This window comes from Pseudarthrobacter sp. WHRI 8279, from assembly GCF_040224115.2.
Lineage (GTDB): Bacteria > Actinomycetota > Actinomycetes > Actinomycetales > Micrococcaceae > Arthrobacter.
This window is the reverse complement of sequence record NZ_CP168162.1, coordinates 1721510-1734099: the sequence shown is the minus strand read 5'-3', so window position 1 is coordinate 1734099 and position 12590 is coordinate 1721510. Positions and strand designations below refer to the sequence as shown.

Sequence of the window (12590 nt, the reverse complement as noted above, 5' to 3'; positions counted from 1 at the left end):
CCAGGCCCCGTCACAGACGGGCCACTGGAAAATGGGGCAGGAAACAAAATATGAATACAAAAGGCACCGCGTCGACCATTGCTTTGATCGCTGGAGCACTCGCCCTTGCAGCCTGCAGCGGCGCGACATCTGAGGCGTCCACCACTTCCTCGGCTTCGCCGAGCTCGTCGGTGACGGCACCGCCAGCAGACGGAGGCACATACCCGACAGTGGTGGCACTGAAGGACGCTTTCGTGAAGGCGGGGGGTGCTTGCCCGGCATTCGCCCAGACTAACCGGGTGACTCTGGCCGCTGAGTCCGCCGAGTGCTCCGGGAACACGGTGCTCTCGACATATGTCTCGACCAGCGACATCAGCGAGCTCATTCAAGTAAACAAGAAGATGAATGCTGACCTTGACTTGGAGAGTAGCAATTCTTGGCTTGTGGGAGAAAACTGGGTTATCAACAGCCCTACCGCTGCTACTTTGCAGGGGAAGCTGGGCGGCAAAGTTGTGAGTTTCTAGCCCCTATCAATGGCTGTCCCTGTGATGGGGCAGCCATTGGTGTTTCGGCAATGCGGATTGGAGGAGCGTCACACGGTAACGGCTGTAAGCACGATCCTGCTTCGTCGGTACTCCTACCGCGGGGTCTAAGTTCTTATATCGCAGGCTCAGTTTGTGAACTGTGCCTCAGTATAGTCCGGCCTTGCCAGGCATGTGCACCGTACACGCGAACTCGGCCCATGACGCGGTCACCAAGATCTGCACGCTGCCCTTGCTCGCAGGCGAGAACATCTCTTCAGCCTTTGTCGTCCCAACGGTCGCATCCTGTATCGACCTTGTGGTTCATTGCAGCCGGAAGGCCAACGGCCGTAGGGAAGTCACCGAAATCCTCTCCTTGGGCCGGCGGGTGGAGAACGGCATTATCGAGTCGTCTCCCGTCTTTGCGATGGTGGACGGCACCCTTCAGGCACGTGCCAGCTCGATGCCGGCCGCGGAAAAGTTCAGCCGGGCAGGGTACGACGTCGCGGCGCTGCTGGATCCGCGATGACGTCGGCTTTGCTGGGTATCGGCGCCGGGACGGGCCTCTTCCTCATCTGGTGGTCCTTCTGGGAGACACCTGAGCAGCGCCCCAAGGCGCCGAAGGCCAGCCGTCTGGCCGACCTTCTCGCCTCGGCCGGCGTCGACAAAGTATCCCCGGGCGGCCTCATTGGCACGTGCGCGGGGCTTGGGCTCTTTGTGGCATTGGTGTTTTACGCCGTCAGTCATTCCTGGCCCATCGCCTGCTGTTTCGCGCTGTTTGCCGCATGGCTTCCCATCAGCATCCTGCGCTGGAGGGCAAAAAAGAGAAGTGCGTTGTTGCGCCAGTTGTGGCCTGACGTCGTTGATCACCTCCGCTCTGCCATACGTGCCGGCCTGCCGCTGCCGGAAGCACTCATTCAGCTGGGGGACAAGGGGCCTGAAGAGCTTCGGCCCATATTCCGGGAGTTCGGTGCCGACTACCGCGCCGGAGGCCAGTTCGACGCCTCGCTCAACAAACTCAAGCACAGGCTTGCAGACCCGGTCGCCGACCGTATTGTCGAAGCCCTTCGGCTGACCCGGGAGGTTGGCGGCTCGGACCTGGGAAAGTTGCTCGGGACGTTGGCTGAGTTCCTCCGCGAGAGTGCCCGCACCCGGAGCGAGCTGGAGGCCAGGCAGTCCTGGACCGTCAACGCCGCACGCCTTGCGGTCGCTGCACCGTGGATCGTTATGCTCCTGCTGGCAACGAGACCGGAGGCGGTGCAGGCATACAACACCGCCATGGGTGCAGCCGTCCTGCTTGGTGGCCTGGTAATTTCGTTGGTTTGCTACTCCATCATGCTGAGGATTGGGGCCTTGCCCCAGGATGAGCGGGTACTCAGGTGATCAACATATCTCCTGCTGCCGTCGTCTGCGGGATCATCCTGGGGGCCGGTCTGTGGCTCGTCATCTTCAGATCGCCGTTGATGCGCGCCACCACCCTGACAGAACGCATTGAGCCGCAGTTGAAGTCGCAAAACCTTGAATCCCGGCTCTTGAGCCTGGGGGAGGCCAACCTGACGCCTTTCGGCCCGCTTGAAAGGATTTTGCGTCCGGTGTTCCGGGATGGCATGGCGGCACTGGGAAGGCTGAATCCGTCGCCGGGAGCGACCGCACGACGACTGGCGCAGGCAGGAATCACCAAGACCTCCATCGACTTCCGGGCCGAGCAGCTACTGTGGGCCGCTGGCGGATTCGTGGCAGCCCTTGGCGTCACTGCACTGGGAGCCGCCGCCGGGAGGTTCAACCCCCTGCTCGCCGCCGTCGCCGTCCTGGGCAGTGCGGTGGGCGGCTTCATGCTGAGGGACTATTGGCTTGGTGTACAGGTCAAACGCCGTGAATCCAGGATGATGGCGGAGTTTCCGAGCCTGGCTGAACTGATGGCGCTCGCCGTCAGCGCAGGGGAGAGCGCCACCGGAGCCCTCGACCGGGTTTGTCGCAGCGCCAAGGGGGAGCTCACCAAGGAGTTCGCGGACATTCTTGCGGAGACCCGGGCGGGGAAGCCCCTGGTGCAGGCATTGCAGGAGTTCTCGGCACGGACCGACCTGGCCCCTCTGGTGAGGTTCGTCGACGGCATCATAGTTGCTGTCCAGAGAGGCACCCCCCTGGCGGATGTCCTGCGTGCCCAAGCCCAGGACGTGCGGGATATCGCCAAACGCGACCTTATGGAAGCTGCGGGCAAGAAGGAAATCGCCATGATGGTGCCGCTTGTTTTTGGCGTGCTCCCGCTGACTGTGGTGTTTGCCGTTTTCCCAGGGCTCGCGGCCATTAACCTGGGGTTTTAGGGACAACCAGTGGAGCCGGAATGCATATCGATCGAAGAACCGAACCAGGAATAGGACGGGAAATGAAAATGATGGGAACTCGCTGGGCATCCCTGCTCCTTGTTGTGAACACCGCCCTGGGCACTGCCCTTTGCACGGGAGTCCTTCGCGGTGGGAACCACAGTGACAACCACAATGAAAGGGGAGATGTGCCTGGATGGGTCATGATCACCCTGATGTCGGCTGTGCTGGTGGCGGCGCTGCTGGCACTTGCCGGACCGGCGCTGGAGTCGATGTTCAACCAAGCGATGGATACGGTCGGAAGCTAGCCCGTGTCGAGGTCCTCCCGCCCGCCAAGCCAGGCCTGCAGGGTTCGCGGCTTGCCCTCGGCGCGGGAGCAGGGTTCGGCGGTCGTGGATTTTGTCCTGGTGGGTGGACTCCTCACGATGTTCTTCCTGGCCATCATCCAGCTGACCTTGATCCTGCACGTCCGCAACACGTTGATCGATGCTGCGTCCTCAGGCGCCAGGTTCGGAACCCTCGCGGACAGGGGACCAGCCGACGCCGAAGAGCGGACACGCAGCCTGATCGGCTCAGCGCTGACGGCTGGATTTGCCGAACAGGTGAGCACCAGCGAAGTGACCGTTCAAGGTCACCGCACCCTGGAAGTGACAGTGCGGGCGCCGATGCCGGTCATCGGGCTTATAGGTCCCCGGGACATGCTGGAGGTGAAGGGCCATGCCGCCGTGCAGCCGTAGGTTCTGCGCGCTGTTCCTGAAACGCAGGCTGGCCCAAGCACTGTGCCTTCGGCCGCCTTCAGCAGGCAATGGCCAGGAAGGCGGGGCAGAACATGAACAGGGGAGTGCCGTTGTGGAGTTTACCTTTCTTGCCCTCCTGCTTATGGTCCCGGTGGTTTACTTTGTCCTTACTGTGGGGCAAATCCAGGGCGGCTCTTTTGCCGTGGTGGGAGCAGCTGACCAGGCGGCCAAGGTCTACGTCTCCCAGCCTGACGGATCGACGGCACAGGCTGCCGCCGAACAGGCGGTGTCCATCGCTCTTGCCGACTTCGGCCACCAGCCGGACAAGGCAAACATCTCAACGACATGCGAGCCCGCAGACTGCCAAGCTCCGGGCACCGCGGTGACCATCACGGTAAGCCTGTCGGTGCCCCTGCCGTTTGCACCCTTCAACAATGACCTCCGGTTGACCGCCAGCGAGGTTGAGGCCTCCGCAACACAATTGGTGGGCAGGTTCCGATGACCGCCAGGACCAACCACGAAGACGGCCAGATGATGGTCATGATCCTCGGCTACGTGACCTTGGCTCTGCTGGTCGCCACTGTGGTGATCGGCATTTCCTCTGTGTACCTGGAACACAAGCGGCTGCTTTCGCTCGCTGACGGCGCCTCCTTGGCGGCAGCGGACAGTTACACCCTGGGCGACGTGGACGCGCACGGCGGAAGTCCCTCTGCAACACTGAACCCGGCAAGGGTCAGGAACGTCGCGGCGGACTTCGTCTCAAGGAGCCCTGCTGCCCAGCGATTCAGCGGACTCGCCGTGGCCGGGGTAACGGGCAGCCCCGATGGTTCCACCGCCGTCGTGGTACTGACAGCTGCTGTCCACCCTCCGGTGGTCAACTTCCTGGTGCCGGACGGTATACGGATAGAAGCGACGTCAACGGCACGCTCACGGCTGACGCGCTGAACGATCGCCCGGCGGGGGCCTCATGACCGGTGCCGGGGGTGCCTTTGCCCGCGGCCCCGCAAGGCAGCAAAACCAGTCCATGCCGAAGCCTGTGCCGGATAGCGTAGGCTTAAACAACCATGGCCAATATTGATTTTTCCGCTGAAATCCGCGCCCTCCGCGCCACCTACGACTCCATTGAGCGGGTCTCTGATGTAGACACGCTGAAGGAAGACATCGCCGAACTGAGCGAGCGGGCAGGCGAGCCGGACTTGTGGGACGACCCCTCGGCAGCGCAGAAAATCACTTCAAAGCTCTCGCACAAGCAGTCCGAACTTGAGCGCCTTAATAAGCTCGTCTCCCGGATCGACGACCTCGAAGTCCTCGTGGAACTGGGTCAGGATGAGGACGACGCCGCTTCGATGGGCGAGGCGGCCGCAGAGCTCGAGTCCATCAAGAAGGCCCTGAAGGAACTCGAAGTGGTCACCCTGCTCTCCGGTGAGTATGACGAGCGGGAAGCCGTCGTCTCCATCCGTGCAGGGGCCGGCGGCGTGGACGCCGCCGACTTCGCCGAGATGCTGATGCGCATGTACCTCCGCTGGGCGGAGCGCCACGGTTACCCCACAACTGTCATGGATACCTCGTACGCCGAAGAAGCCGGCTTGAAGTCCGCAACTTTCGAGGTGAAGGCGCCATACGCCTTCGGAACGCTCAGCGTCGAGGCGGGCACCCACCGGCTCGTCAGGATCAGTCCCTTCGACAACCAGGGAAGGCGACAGACGTCCTTTGCCGCTGTGGAGGTCATCCCGCTGATCGAGCAGACAGACTCCATCGAAATTCCGGACAACGAGATCCGCGTGGATGTCTTCCGCTCGTCGGGGCCCGGCGGGCAGTCGGTCAACACCACCGACTCCGCCGTCCGCCTCACCCACATCCCCACCGGAACCGTGGTCTCAATGCAGAACGAAAAGTCGCAGCTGCAAAACCGGGCGGCTGCCATGCGGGTGCTGCAGTCCAGGCTCCTGTTGCTCAAGAAGGAGCAGGAGGACGCCGAAAAGAAGGCATTGGCCGGCGACGTCAAGGCGTCCTGGGGTGACCAGATGCGGTCCTACGTCCTCAACCCCTACCAGATGGTGAAGGACCTTCGGACCGAGCACGAAGTAGGCAACACCTCGGCCGTGTTTGACGGCGAAATTGACGACTTCATCGACGCCGGAATCCGGTGGCGCACGGATAACCGCAACGCAGAAAAATAGGCCCACACCGGCCCAGTCACGCTGATCCGGCGACACGCCTCCTGAAAGCAGTGCGATACGCGGGAACTCCTGCGTATAGTCGAGGGGCCGGGGCCCTACTTCCCCCACACGAAACCCGCGCACCGGCTGCAGAACTGGGCTGCATCAGAATCAGCCATGCCCTGCAGGGTACTTAGGGCCATGATCCGATTCGAAAATGTCACCAAGGTCTACGACCAGAAAGCCCGGCCCGCGCTGGACGCTGTCAACCTTGAGATTGACCGCGGCGAATTCGCCTTCCTGGTCGGTGCATCCGGCTCCGGCAAATCCACCTTCCTCCGGCTCGTCCTCAAGGAGGACCGGGCAACGTCCGGTGCCGTCTACGTCGCCGGCCAGAATGTCGCCAAGATCTCCAGCTGGCGCGTGCCGAGGCTCCGCCGGGGAATCGGAGTCGTCTTCCAGGATTTCCGGCTCCTGCCCCAGAAGAACGTCTTCGCAAACGTCGCCTTCGCCATGCAGGTCATCGGCAAAAGCCGCAGCGTCATCCGCGACACCGTCCCCGAGGTCCTTAAGACCGTCGGCCTTGAAGGCAAAGAACACCGCATGCCGCACGAGCTCTCCGGCGGTGAGCAGCAGCGCGTGGCCATCGCCCGCGCCGTCGTCAACCGTCCCGGCATCCTGCTCGCCGACGAGCCCACGGGAAACCTTGACCCCACCACCTCAATGGGCATCATGGGCGTCCTGGACAAGATCAACCAAAACGGGACCACCGTGGTCATGGCAACGCACGACGACGACATCGTCAACGAAATGCGCAAACGCGTGGTTGAACTCAAGAACGGCGTGGTGATCCGTGACGAGGCAAAGGCGCTTTACACCTCGATGATTCCGGTAGTAGGGCAGTCGCGCAGGCTCAAGGACGCGAGCGGGCGGGACACCCCCGAAGCAGGACTTCCCGGCGAAGGCGAGGGGAAGCGATGAGGCTCGCGTTCATCCTCGGTGAGATCGGAAGCGGACTCCGCCGCAACCTCTCCATGGTGGTCTCGGTCATCCTGGTCACCTTCGTCTCGCTCACCTTCGTGGGCGCAGCGGGCATGCTGCAGATGCAGATCAACCAGATGAAGGGCTACTGGTACGACAAAGTCCAGGTGGCCATCTTCCTGTGCAGTGAGGGCTCGACGGCGGCAGGTTGCGCCAGCGGGCCGGTCACCGCCGAACAGCAGGCCAGCCTTAACACACTGCTGGAATCGCCCGCCGTGTCGCAATACGTCAACGACTTCCAGTTCGAGTCCAAGGAGGAGGCCTACAACCACTTCAAGGACCAGTTCTCCAACTCGCCCATCGTGGACTCGGTAACCCCGGACCAGCTGCCGGCTTCCTTCCGGATCAACATGAAGGATCCCGAGAAGTACCAGATCATCAGCGAGACCTTTTCCTCCCAGCCCGGAGTGGAAACTGTCATCGACCAGCGCCAGCTGCTTGAGCGCCTGTTCTCGGTCATGAACGGCGCTTCCCTGGTGGCAGTCAGCATTGCCGGGGTTATGATCGTCTGCGCAATCCTGCTGATCGCCACCACCATCAGGCTCTCGGCGTTCAGCCGGCGCCGCGAAACCGGCATCATGCGGCTGGTGGGCGCGTCCAAGACGGTAATCCAGCTGCCGTTTATCCTCGAGGGGGTCATTGCCGCGGTGATCGGCGCTGCCCTGGCGTCAGCAACCCTCTGGGCCGTGGCACACTTCTTCCTCGGCGAGTTCATGTCCCAGCAGTACCCGGACACCGCCTTCATATCCTCCGGCCAGACGCTGATCCTGGTTCCCGCGCTGCTAATCCTTGGTGCATCCTTGGCTGGAATTTCGTCTCTCTTGACCTTACGCAGATACCTTCGCGTCTAGGTATGCAAACCAAACAAGGAATGCCCATGAACTCACCGGACAAAAACGCTTCCCGCTCCCGGCGAAACGGTGCGCGCAGTGCAGCGCCCCGCACCAGCCTCCTCAGTGGTGTGCTGGCCGTCGTCCTCGCCGCAGGACTGGCATCCTCCACACCGGCGGCCTTCGCTGACGAGCTTGAGGACCGGCAGAAAGCCCTCGAAGCTGAGGCCTCGCGTGTCCAGCAGTCCCTGGAATTCGTTGATTCGCGCATCGCAAAGGCAGCCGGCGACCTCGTGATCTACCAAGGGCAACTTCCCGGTGCGCAGCAGGCACTCCTTGAAGCGCAGGGCCGAGTTGCCGGCGCCGTCAAGGAAGTCGAGGCGCTCTCCGCACGCGTTGACATGGCCCAGCAGAACAAGGCCAAAATCACGCAGCAGCTCGAATCGGACAAGCAGAAGATTGCCGACACCAAGAAGCTGATCGGCCAGATTGCCACGCAGGCCTACAAGTCCGGCGGCGTGCCGTCCAACCTGTCCCTCTTCTTCGGCTCCAACAACGGCGGCAGCCTCACCGAAACCATGGACCTGGCGGACCAGGCCATGCGGAGCCAGAACGCTGCCATGGACAAGCTCTCGCAGCAGAGCGCCACCAACGTGAACTCTGAAGCGCGCCTCCAGGCCGTTGAGGCCGAGATCAAGGACCTCAAAGCCAAGGCTGATGCAGCCTTGGAGCGTGAGAAAGCAGCGCGCGACGAAGCGGCCGCGAAGAAGGAGCAGGTCGATAAACTCATCGCTGACACCACCCGCCTGGACGCGGAGCTGCAGGCAGCCAAGCCGGGGATCCAGTCGCAGCTGGCCGGCGTCCAGGCCAGCCAGAATGCGGTGGCTGCCGAGATCGAGGAGCGTGACCGCAGGCTGCGCGAGGCCTGGGAAGCAGAGCAGCGCAGGAAGGCTGAAGCAGCCGCCGCGGCTGCCGCGGCTGCTGCAGCAGCAGAAGCTGCAGCGCGAAACCAGCCGCCGCCGCCAGCCCCTCCGGCGCAGTCATTCATGCCGCCGGTAGGTTCGCCGTCGGCCTTCGGCCTCCGGCATCCCTTTGACGGCAGCGTTCCCATTACGTCCGGTTTCGGGTGGCGGGCCACCCCGCCGGGAACCATCGACTTCTACGGCCAGGGCGGGTACATGCACACCGGGCTGGACTTTGGCGCGGCCTGCGGCACACCCGTCTACGCGGCAGCAGCAGGGGAGGTCTTCAGCTCCGGCTGGAACTCCGGTGACGGTGGCGGCTGGCGCGTGAAAATCTCCCACGGCCTCATCGAAGGCAACACCCTGAACACCATCTACTACCACAACGCCAGCATCGTGGTCTCCAACGGCCAGCGGGTCTCGCAGGGACAACTGATTGCCTACTCCGGCAACACGGGCAACTCCACAGGCTGCCACGCCCACTTCGAAACCTGGCTGAACGGCAGCCCGGTGGACCCGATGAGGCTGCTGTAGCACCTTCTTTGACCTGCCGTACACTGGTATGACTCCGCGCCGGCTGGCCCGGAGGACAACCGATTTATACTGAGGAGCTTTCCCTTGCCTAAAGAAAGTGGCCGTAAAGTGGTGGCCACCAACCGCAAGGCCCGGCACGATTACCACGTGCTGGATACCTACGAGGCTGGAATCGCGCTCATGGGCACGGAAGTGAAATCCCTGCGTGAGGGCCATGCCTCCATGGTGGACGGCTTCTGCACCTTCTACAATGACGAGCTGTGGATGGAGGCCATCCACATCCCTGAGTACAACCAGGGAAGCTGGACCAACCACGCGGCCCGCCGGCGCCGCAAGCTCCTGCTGCACCGTGAGGAACTCATCAAGATCTCCCACAAGGTGCGCGAATCGGGCTACACCATCGTCCCGCTGCAGCTCTACTTCGTGGACGGCCGTGCGAAGGTGGAAATCGGCGTGGCCCGCGGCAAGCGCGAGTACGACAAACGCCAGACCCTTCGCGAGCAGCAGGACAACCGCGAAGCGCAGCGCGAGATGCGGGAGCGCAACCGGCGCCGCTAGGAATGTTTTTCTGCGCGGGTGCGTTATGATTAATAGTCCGGTGGGCCAGCCTGCCGGTTTGATAAAAAAATATGGGGATGATCGGTTTCGACGATGTTAGTCGCGACAGGTGAAGCGGGCCGAGGATGCAGAATTATCTCGTAAACGCTGTCTGCAAACCAATAAGTGCCGAATCTAAGCGCACTGACTTCGCTCTTGCTGCCTAAGCAGTAAGACAGTCCGTCAGCCCGAGGTTGCTATCGCCCCGGATCCTGGCGTCATTTAGATAGCCACTGCTGTCCACCTCCGTCATCGGGGTGAACGGGACTTTTAGATGACTGGGCCCGGATCAGCCAGCTGTTTGCAGCATGGCTGGGGCCGAGAAAATCCGACGCAAACTGCGCCCGGAGAAGCCCTGACAACACGACATCGGACGGGGGTTCAATTCCCCCCATCTCCACATTTGCAAAACGCCGCGAGGCGCAACGAAAGACCCGGGACACTTGCGTCCGGGTCTTTCGGTGCTTAACAAGCAGTTGCTCAACGCATGCCATGGGCCTACAGCACGGATCGCACTCCGGAAGAGCTCGACGACGGCCCGCCGGGCCCACATGCGGAGGCGGTCATGAGGGTGGTCGGGACGGTGTCACCACCCCTGGCACCATAGTCACCTTCAGCGGCTGCCGGCATGGAACCCAAGCCAACCGGCGGCAGGACTACCGGCGCTTCTTCAAGTGAGCCACCGGGTCCAGGGCGGCTTCAGGGTGCTTCGCCTTCTTTTCGGCGCGTTTTTCCTTGATGGTCTTGACCGGCTTTTTTGCCAGGTTTTGGTGGGGTGTCTTGTCCGGCATGGCGTGCTCCTTACGGCAGGGGACGGGCTGCGTCCCTCCTCGTAAAGTACGCCTTTTCGGCCCCGAATGTAATGGCCTGGAGCAGCAGGAAGTCAGTCCGGGACAGGCACGTCCGCGATGCCCACGAAGCGCGTGCCCACGCCGTCGAACTCGCTCCGGACCAAGCCTGAACGGGCAGCGGGCACCTCGTCCGGACGGTGGTGGCCGCAGATTACGTAGGTAAAGTCCGGCCACCATTTCTTGGGCCGGGCCGCTTCCTCGTAGCCGCACACCGCGCATTCAAGGTGGACCCAGACGGGCCGCTTGCCCGTCCGGTTCGCGCGGGACTGGACCAGCCAAGGCGGCGGGTTGTCCAGGATCTCACCCAGCTCAGCCTCGGTCAGCCATTTTGGAAGGCCGTGGCGCTGTGCCATCTCCATGGGTACGTCAAGGGCAATGGCCGCGTCGCGTCTGCTAATCATCACCATCCACGATACGGGAGCCCACCAAATCAGGGCTTCCCGGCCGTGGCCGCGCTTCCTATGCCCAGGTGGCCAGGACGATCCCCGCGGCGGCCGCAGCGAGGCCGAGGACCAGGTTGGCGGCAATGTTCACTGCGGCAGATCCGAGGCGTTCTTCGGCCACCAGCCGCACCGTGGCCGTGGTCCACGAACTGAAGGTGGTGAGCCCGCCGGCCAGGCCGGTGGTCAGCCCGGCCTGCCACTCTGCCTCCAGCCCCAGGTCTGCTGTAAGGCCGTGGGCGGCGCCAATAATGAAGCATCCTGCCACGTTCACCAGCAGTGTTGCCCAAGGCCAATGCAGCCGCGCGGGGCCGTTCCGGCCGCCGGCACGGACAGTCCGCCTGGAGCTGTGGTGGGCAAACCAGCTGTCAATGCCGAAGCGGAGGAGGGCGCCGGTTACCCCAAAAACTCCCACCAGGACAGCGGTAATCACTGACGGCTCCGGGACGGGCGGCCAATAATCTTTCCTGTCCGCCACCCAAGGCCAGCCGCCGCCAGCCCCAGCACCAGGGACAGGGCGAGATACCCAGTCCACACTCCGTGCTGCCCCGCCCTCACCAGCTGGTCCAAAGAAAAGACCACAGCGGAGAACGTGGTGAAGGACCCCAGCAGGCCCGGCCCCAGCCCTGCCCGCAACCAGAAGGGGGTGTGCGGGCGGGCCATCCACGCGGTGGTCAGGGCGGCCAGGACAAAGCTGCCGGCCACGTTGATGCACAGGGTGGTCCAGGGAAACGATCCGGGAAACTCAGGGAAGGCCAGCCCCAGGCCATAGCGAAGTTCCGTCCCCACCAGGCCGCCCGCGGCAACGGCCAGCCAGGCTCCAGCCCTGGGTGCCCACGAAATCTTCAGCCCGCTCATGCCTTGGGCAACCCGGCATCCCCCAGGAGGCAGCCTGGATGGGGCCGGTCGCTGTGCACCCACAGCGCCGACGTGATCTCATCAGCCAGGTCGTAATCACGCGAACGCCCTGAATCCCGGACGCGCACCATCAGGGCGCCCCCGAACGGCCTGCGCCCCATCACCTCCACCTCGGCATCGAGGTCTATCTCCTCGGCCGCAAGGTAGCGCAGCAGCTCCGGGTTGTCGTCGCTGATCCGGGTGATCCGGCCCGTGTGGCCCTGGTCCAGCTCGCCCATGAGGTGCGCGCGGGGCATAAAGACCGTGCCGTCCGCCGTCGGAATCGGATCACCGTGAGGATCCCGCTGGGGGTTGCCCAGCTTCGCCGCTACGCGTTCTATGAAGGTGTCCGACACGGCGTGCTCGAGCAGCTCGGCCTCATCGTGGACCTCGTCCCAGCTGTACCCCAGCTGCTGGACGAGGTAGGTCTCGATCAGGCGGTGCCGGCGCACCATGGAGAGCGCGAGCTGCAGGCCCGCGTCCGTGAGCCTGATGGCGCTGTACGGCTTGTGGACCACCAGGCCCTGGTCCTTCAGCTTCCGGACCATCTCTGAGACGGATGAGTTCGCCACCCCCAAGCGCTGGGCCAGCTGGGAGGACGTGATGGGTTTGTCCTGCCATTCAGTGAAGGAATAGATGACCTTGACGTAGTCCTCAATGGAGGAGGAGGGCGCGCTGGTCTTCACAGGATCCAGCCTACCGGCTGCCCTTGCCCACACGG

The 12590-nt window shown here is 63.2% G+C and carries 17 protein-coding genes, 1 other RNA gene and 1 pseudogene; 14 read left to right on the top strand and 5 right to left on the bottom strand.

Going from position 1 to position 12590, the window contains the following annotated elements; translation table 11 throughout:
- The first annotated feature begins 50 nt into the window (after positions 1 to 50).
- The 14 genes and pseudogenes from ABRP28_RS07920 to ssrA all read left to right on the top strand — a co-directional run bounded on the left by ABRP28_RS07920 (position 51) and on the right by ssrA (position 10084).
- The gene (locus ABRP28_RS07920) at positions 51 to 503 is read left to right on the top strand and encodes a hypothetical protein (RefSeq protein ID WP_374152948.1); all 453 of its coding nucleotides are present in this window, start codon (positions 51 to 53) and stop codon (positions 501 to 503) included.
- 181 nt (positions 504 to 684) lie between these two features.
- Positions 685 to 1029, top strand: a pseudogene (locus ABRP28_RS07915) (CpaF family protein); the annotation flags it as partial.
- A complete protein-coding gene (locus ABRP28_RS07910; RefSeq protein WP_350001711.1) occupies positions 1026 to 1883 on the top strand; it encodes a type II secretion system F family protein in 858 nt (285 codons plus the stop codon). The pseudogene ABRP28_RS07915 and the gene ABRP28_RS07910, both read left to right, overlap by 4 nt.
- Positions 1880 to 2821 (top strand): type II secretion system F family protein, encoded by a 942-nt coding sequence (locus ABRP28_RS07905; RefSeq protein ID WP_350001710.1) that lies wholly within the window; start codon positions 1880 to 1882, stop codon positions 2819 to 2821. Before ABRP28_RS07910 ends, ABRP28_RS07905 begins: the two co-directional genes overlap by 4 nt.
- A gap of 62 nt (positions 2822 to 2883) precedes the next feature.
- Entirely contained in the window at positions 2884 to 3129 is a 246-nt protein-coding gene (locus ABRP28_RS07900; RefSeq protein ID WP_350002125.1) for a hypothetical protein, read from the top strand.
- 51 nt (positions 3130 to 3180) lie between these two features.
- Positions 3181 to 3558 (top strand): TadE family protein, encoded by a 378-nt coding sequence (locus ABRP28_RS07895; protein WP_350001709.1) that lies wholly within the window; start codon positions 3181 to 3183, stop codon positions 3556 to 3558.
- Between the two features lie 112 nt (positions 3559 to 3670).
- A complete protein-coding gene (locus tag ABRP28_RS07890) occupies positions 3671 to 4060 on the top strand; it encodes a hypothetical protein (RefSeq protein WP_350001707.1) in 390 nt (129 codons plus the stop codon).
- The gene (locus ABRP28_RS07885; RefSeq protein WP_350001705.1) at positions 4057 to 4503 is read left to right on the top strand and encodes a pilus assembly protein TadG-related protein; all 447 of its coding nucleotides are present in this window, start codon (positions 4057 to 4059) and stop codon (positions 4501 to 4503) included. Before ABRP28_RS07890 ends, ABRP28_RS07885 begins: the two co-directional genes overlap by 4 nt.
- A gap of 119 nt (positions 4504 to 4622) precedes the next feature.
- Complete coding sequence (gene prfB / locus ABRP28_RS07880) at positions 4623 to 5738, top strand: peptide chain release factor 2 (RefSeq protein WP_350001703.1); 1116 nt, start codon at positions 4623 to 4625, stop codon at positions 5736 to 5738.
- 180 nt (positions 5739 to 5918) lie between these two features.
- Entirely contained in the window at positions 5919 to 6698 is a 780-nt protein-coding gene (gene ftsE / locus ABRP28_RS07875; protein ID WP_350001701.1) for a cell division ATP-binding protein FtsE, read from the top strand.
- Positions 6695 to 7609, top strand: coding sequence for a permease-like cell division protein FtsX (gene ftsX / locus ABRP28_RS07870; protein ID WP_350001700.1), 915 nt, complete (start codon positions 6695 to 6697; stop codon positions 7607 to 7609). Before ftsE ends, ftsX begins: the two co-directional genes overlap by 4 nt.
- Positions 7610 to 7635: 26 nt before the next feature.
- Positions 7636 to 9084, top strand: a complete 1449-nt coding sequence (locus ABRP28_RS07865) for a peptidoglycan DD-metalloendopeptidase family protein (RefSeq protein ID WP_350001698.1) — start codon at positions 7636 to 7638, stop codon at positions 9082 to 9084.
- An 84-nt stretch (positions 9085 to 9168) separates the two neighbouring features.
- A complete protein-coding gene (gene smpB / locus ABRP28_RS07860; protein ID WP_050054575.1) occupies positions 9169 to 9642 on the top strand; it encodes an SsrA-binding protein SmpB in 474 nt (157 codons plus the stop codon).
- A gap of 73 nt (positions 9643 to 9715) precedes the next feature.
- Positions 9716 to 10084: a transfer-messenger RNA gene (gene ssrA, locus ABRP28_RS07855) on the top strand.
- Between the two features lie 253 nt (positions 10085 to 10337).
- Here the strand turns inward: ssrA and ABRP28_RS07850 are convergent.
- The 5 genes from ABRP28_RS07850 to ABRP28_RS07830 all read right to left on the bottom strand — a co-directional run bounded on the left by ABRP28_RS07850 (position 10338) and on the right by ABRP28_RS07830 (position 12555).
- The gene (locus tag ABRP28_RS07850; protein ID WP_350001697.1) at positions 10338 to 10472 is read right to left on the bottom strand and encodes a hypothetical protein; all 135 of its coding nucleotides are present in this window, start codon (positions 10470 to 10472) and stop codon (positions 10338 to 10340) included.
- A 92-nt stretch (positions 10473 to 10564) separates the two neighbouring features.
- The gene (locus ABRP28_RS07845; RefSeq protein WP_350001696.1) at positions 10565 to 10933 is read right to left on the bottom strand and encodes a hypothetical protein; all 369 of its coding nucleotides are present in this window, start codon (positions 10931 to 10933) and stop codon (positions 10565 to 10567) included.
- Between the two features lie 58 nt (positions 10934 to 10991).
- Positions 10992 to 11405 (bottom strand): CrcB family protein, encoded by a 414-nt coding sequence (locus tag ABRP28_RS07840; RefSeq protein WP_350001694.1) that lies wholly within the window; start codon positions 11403 to 11405, stop codon positions 10992 to 10994.
- Complete coding sequence (locus ABRP28_RS07835) at positions 11402 to 11830, bottom strand: CrcB family protein (protein WP_350001693.1); 429 nt, start codon at positions 11828 to 11830, stop codon at positions 11402 to 11404. Before ABRP28_RS07835 ends, ABRP28_RS07840 begins: the two co-directional genes overlap by 4 nt.
- Positions 11827 to 12555 (bottom strand): metal-dependent transcriptional regulator, encoded by a 729-nt coding sequence (locus ABRP28_RS07830; protein WP_350001692.1) that lies wholly within the window; start codon positions 12553 to 12555, stop codon positions 11827 to 11829. The genes ABRP28_RS07835 and ABRP28_RS07830 overlap by 4 nt, the downstream gene beginning before the upstream one ends.
- Between the last annotated feature and the right edge of the window lie 35 nt (positions 12556 to 12590).

Bases quoted from the DNA above. Each gene is read 5' to 3' on its own strand.
- ftsE (WP_350001701.1), top strand. From the start codon at position 5,919: ATGATCCGATTCGAAAATGTCACCAAGGTCTACGACCAGAAAGCCCGG.
- ABRP28_RS07920 (WP_374152948.1), top strand. From the start codon at position 51: ATGAATACAAAAGGCACCGCGTCGACCATTGCTTTGATCGCTGGAGCA.
- prfB (WP_350001703.1), top strand. From the start codon at position 4,623: ATGGCCAATATTGATTTTTCCGCTGAAATCCGCGCCCTCCGCGCCACC.
- ABRP28_RS07910 (WP_350001711.1), top strand. From the start codon at position 1,026: ATGACGTCGGCTTTGCTGGGTATCGGCGCCGGGACGGGCCTCTTCCTC.
- ftsX (WP_350001700.1), top strand. From the start codon at position 6,695: ATGAGGCTCGCGTTCATCCTCGGTGAGATCGGAAGCGGACTCCGCCGC.
- ABRP28_RS07865 (WP_350001698.1), top strand. From the start codon at position 7,636: ATGAACTCACCGGACAAAAACGCTTCCCGCTCCCGGCGAAACGGTGCG.
- ABRP28_RS07885 (WP_350001705.1), top strand. From the start codon at position 4,057: ATGACCGCCAGGACCAACCACGAAGACGGCCAGATGATGGTCATGATC.
- ABRP28_RS07850 (WP_350001697.1), bottom strand. From the start codon at position 10,472: ATGCCGGACAAGACACCCCACCAAAACCTGGCAAAAAAGCCGGTCAAG.
- ABRP28_RS07845 (WP_350001696.1), bottom strand. From the start codon at position 10,933: ATGATTAGCAGACGCGACGCGGCCATTGCCCTTGACGTACCCATGGAG.
- ABRP28_RS07835 (WP_350001693.1), bottom strand. From the start codon at position 11,830: ATGAGCGGGCTGAAGATTTCGTGGGCACCCAGGGCTGGAGCCTGGCTG.
- ABRP28_RS07900 (WP_350002125.1), top strand. From the start codon at position 2,884: ATGAAAATGATGGGAACTCGCTGGGCATCCCTGCTCCTTGTTGTGAAC.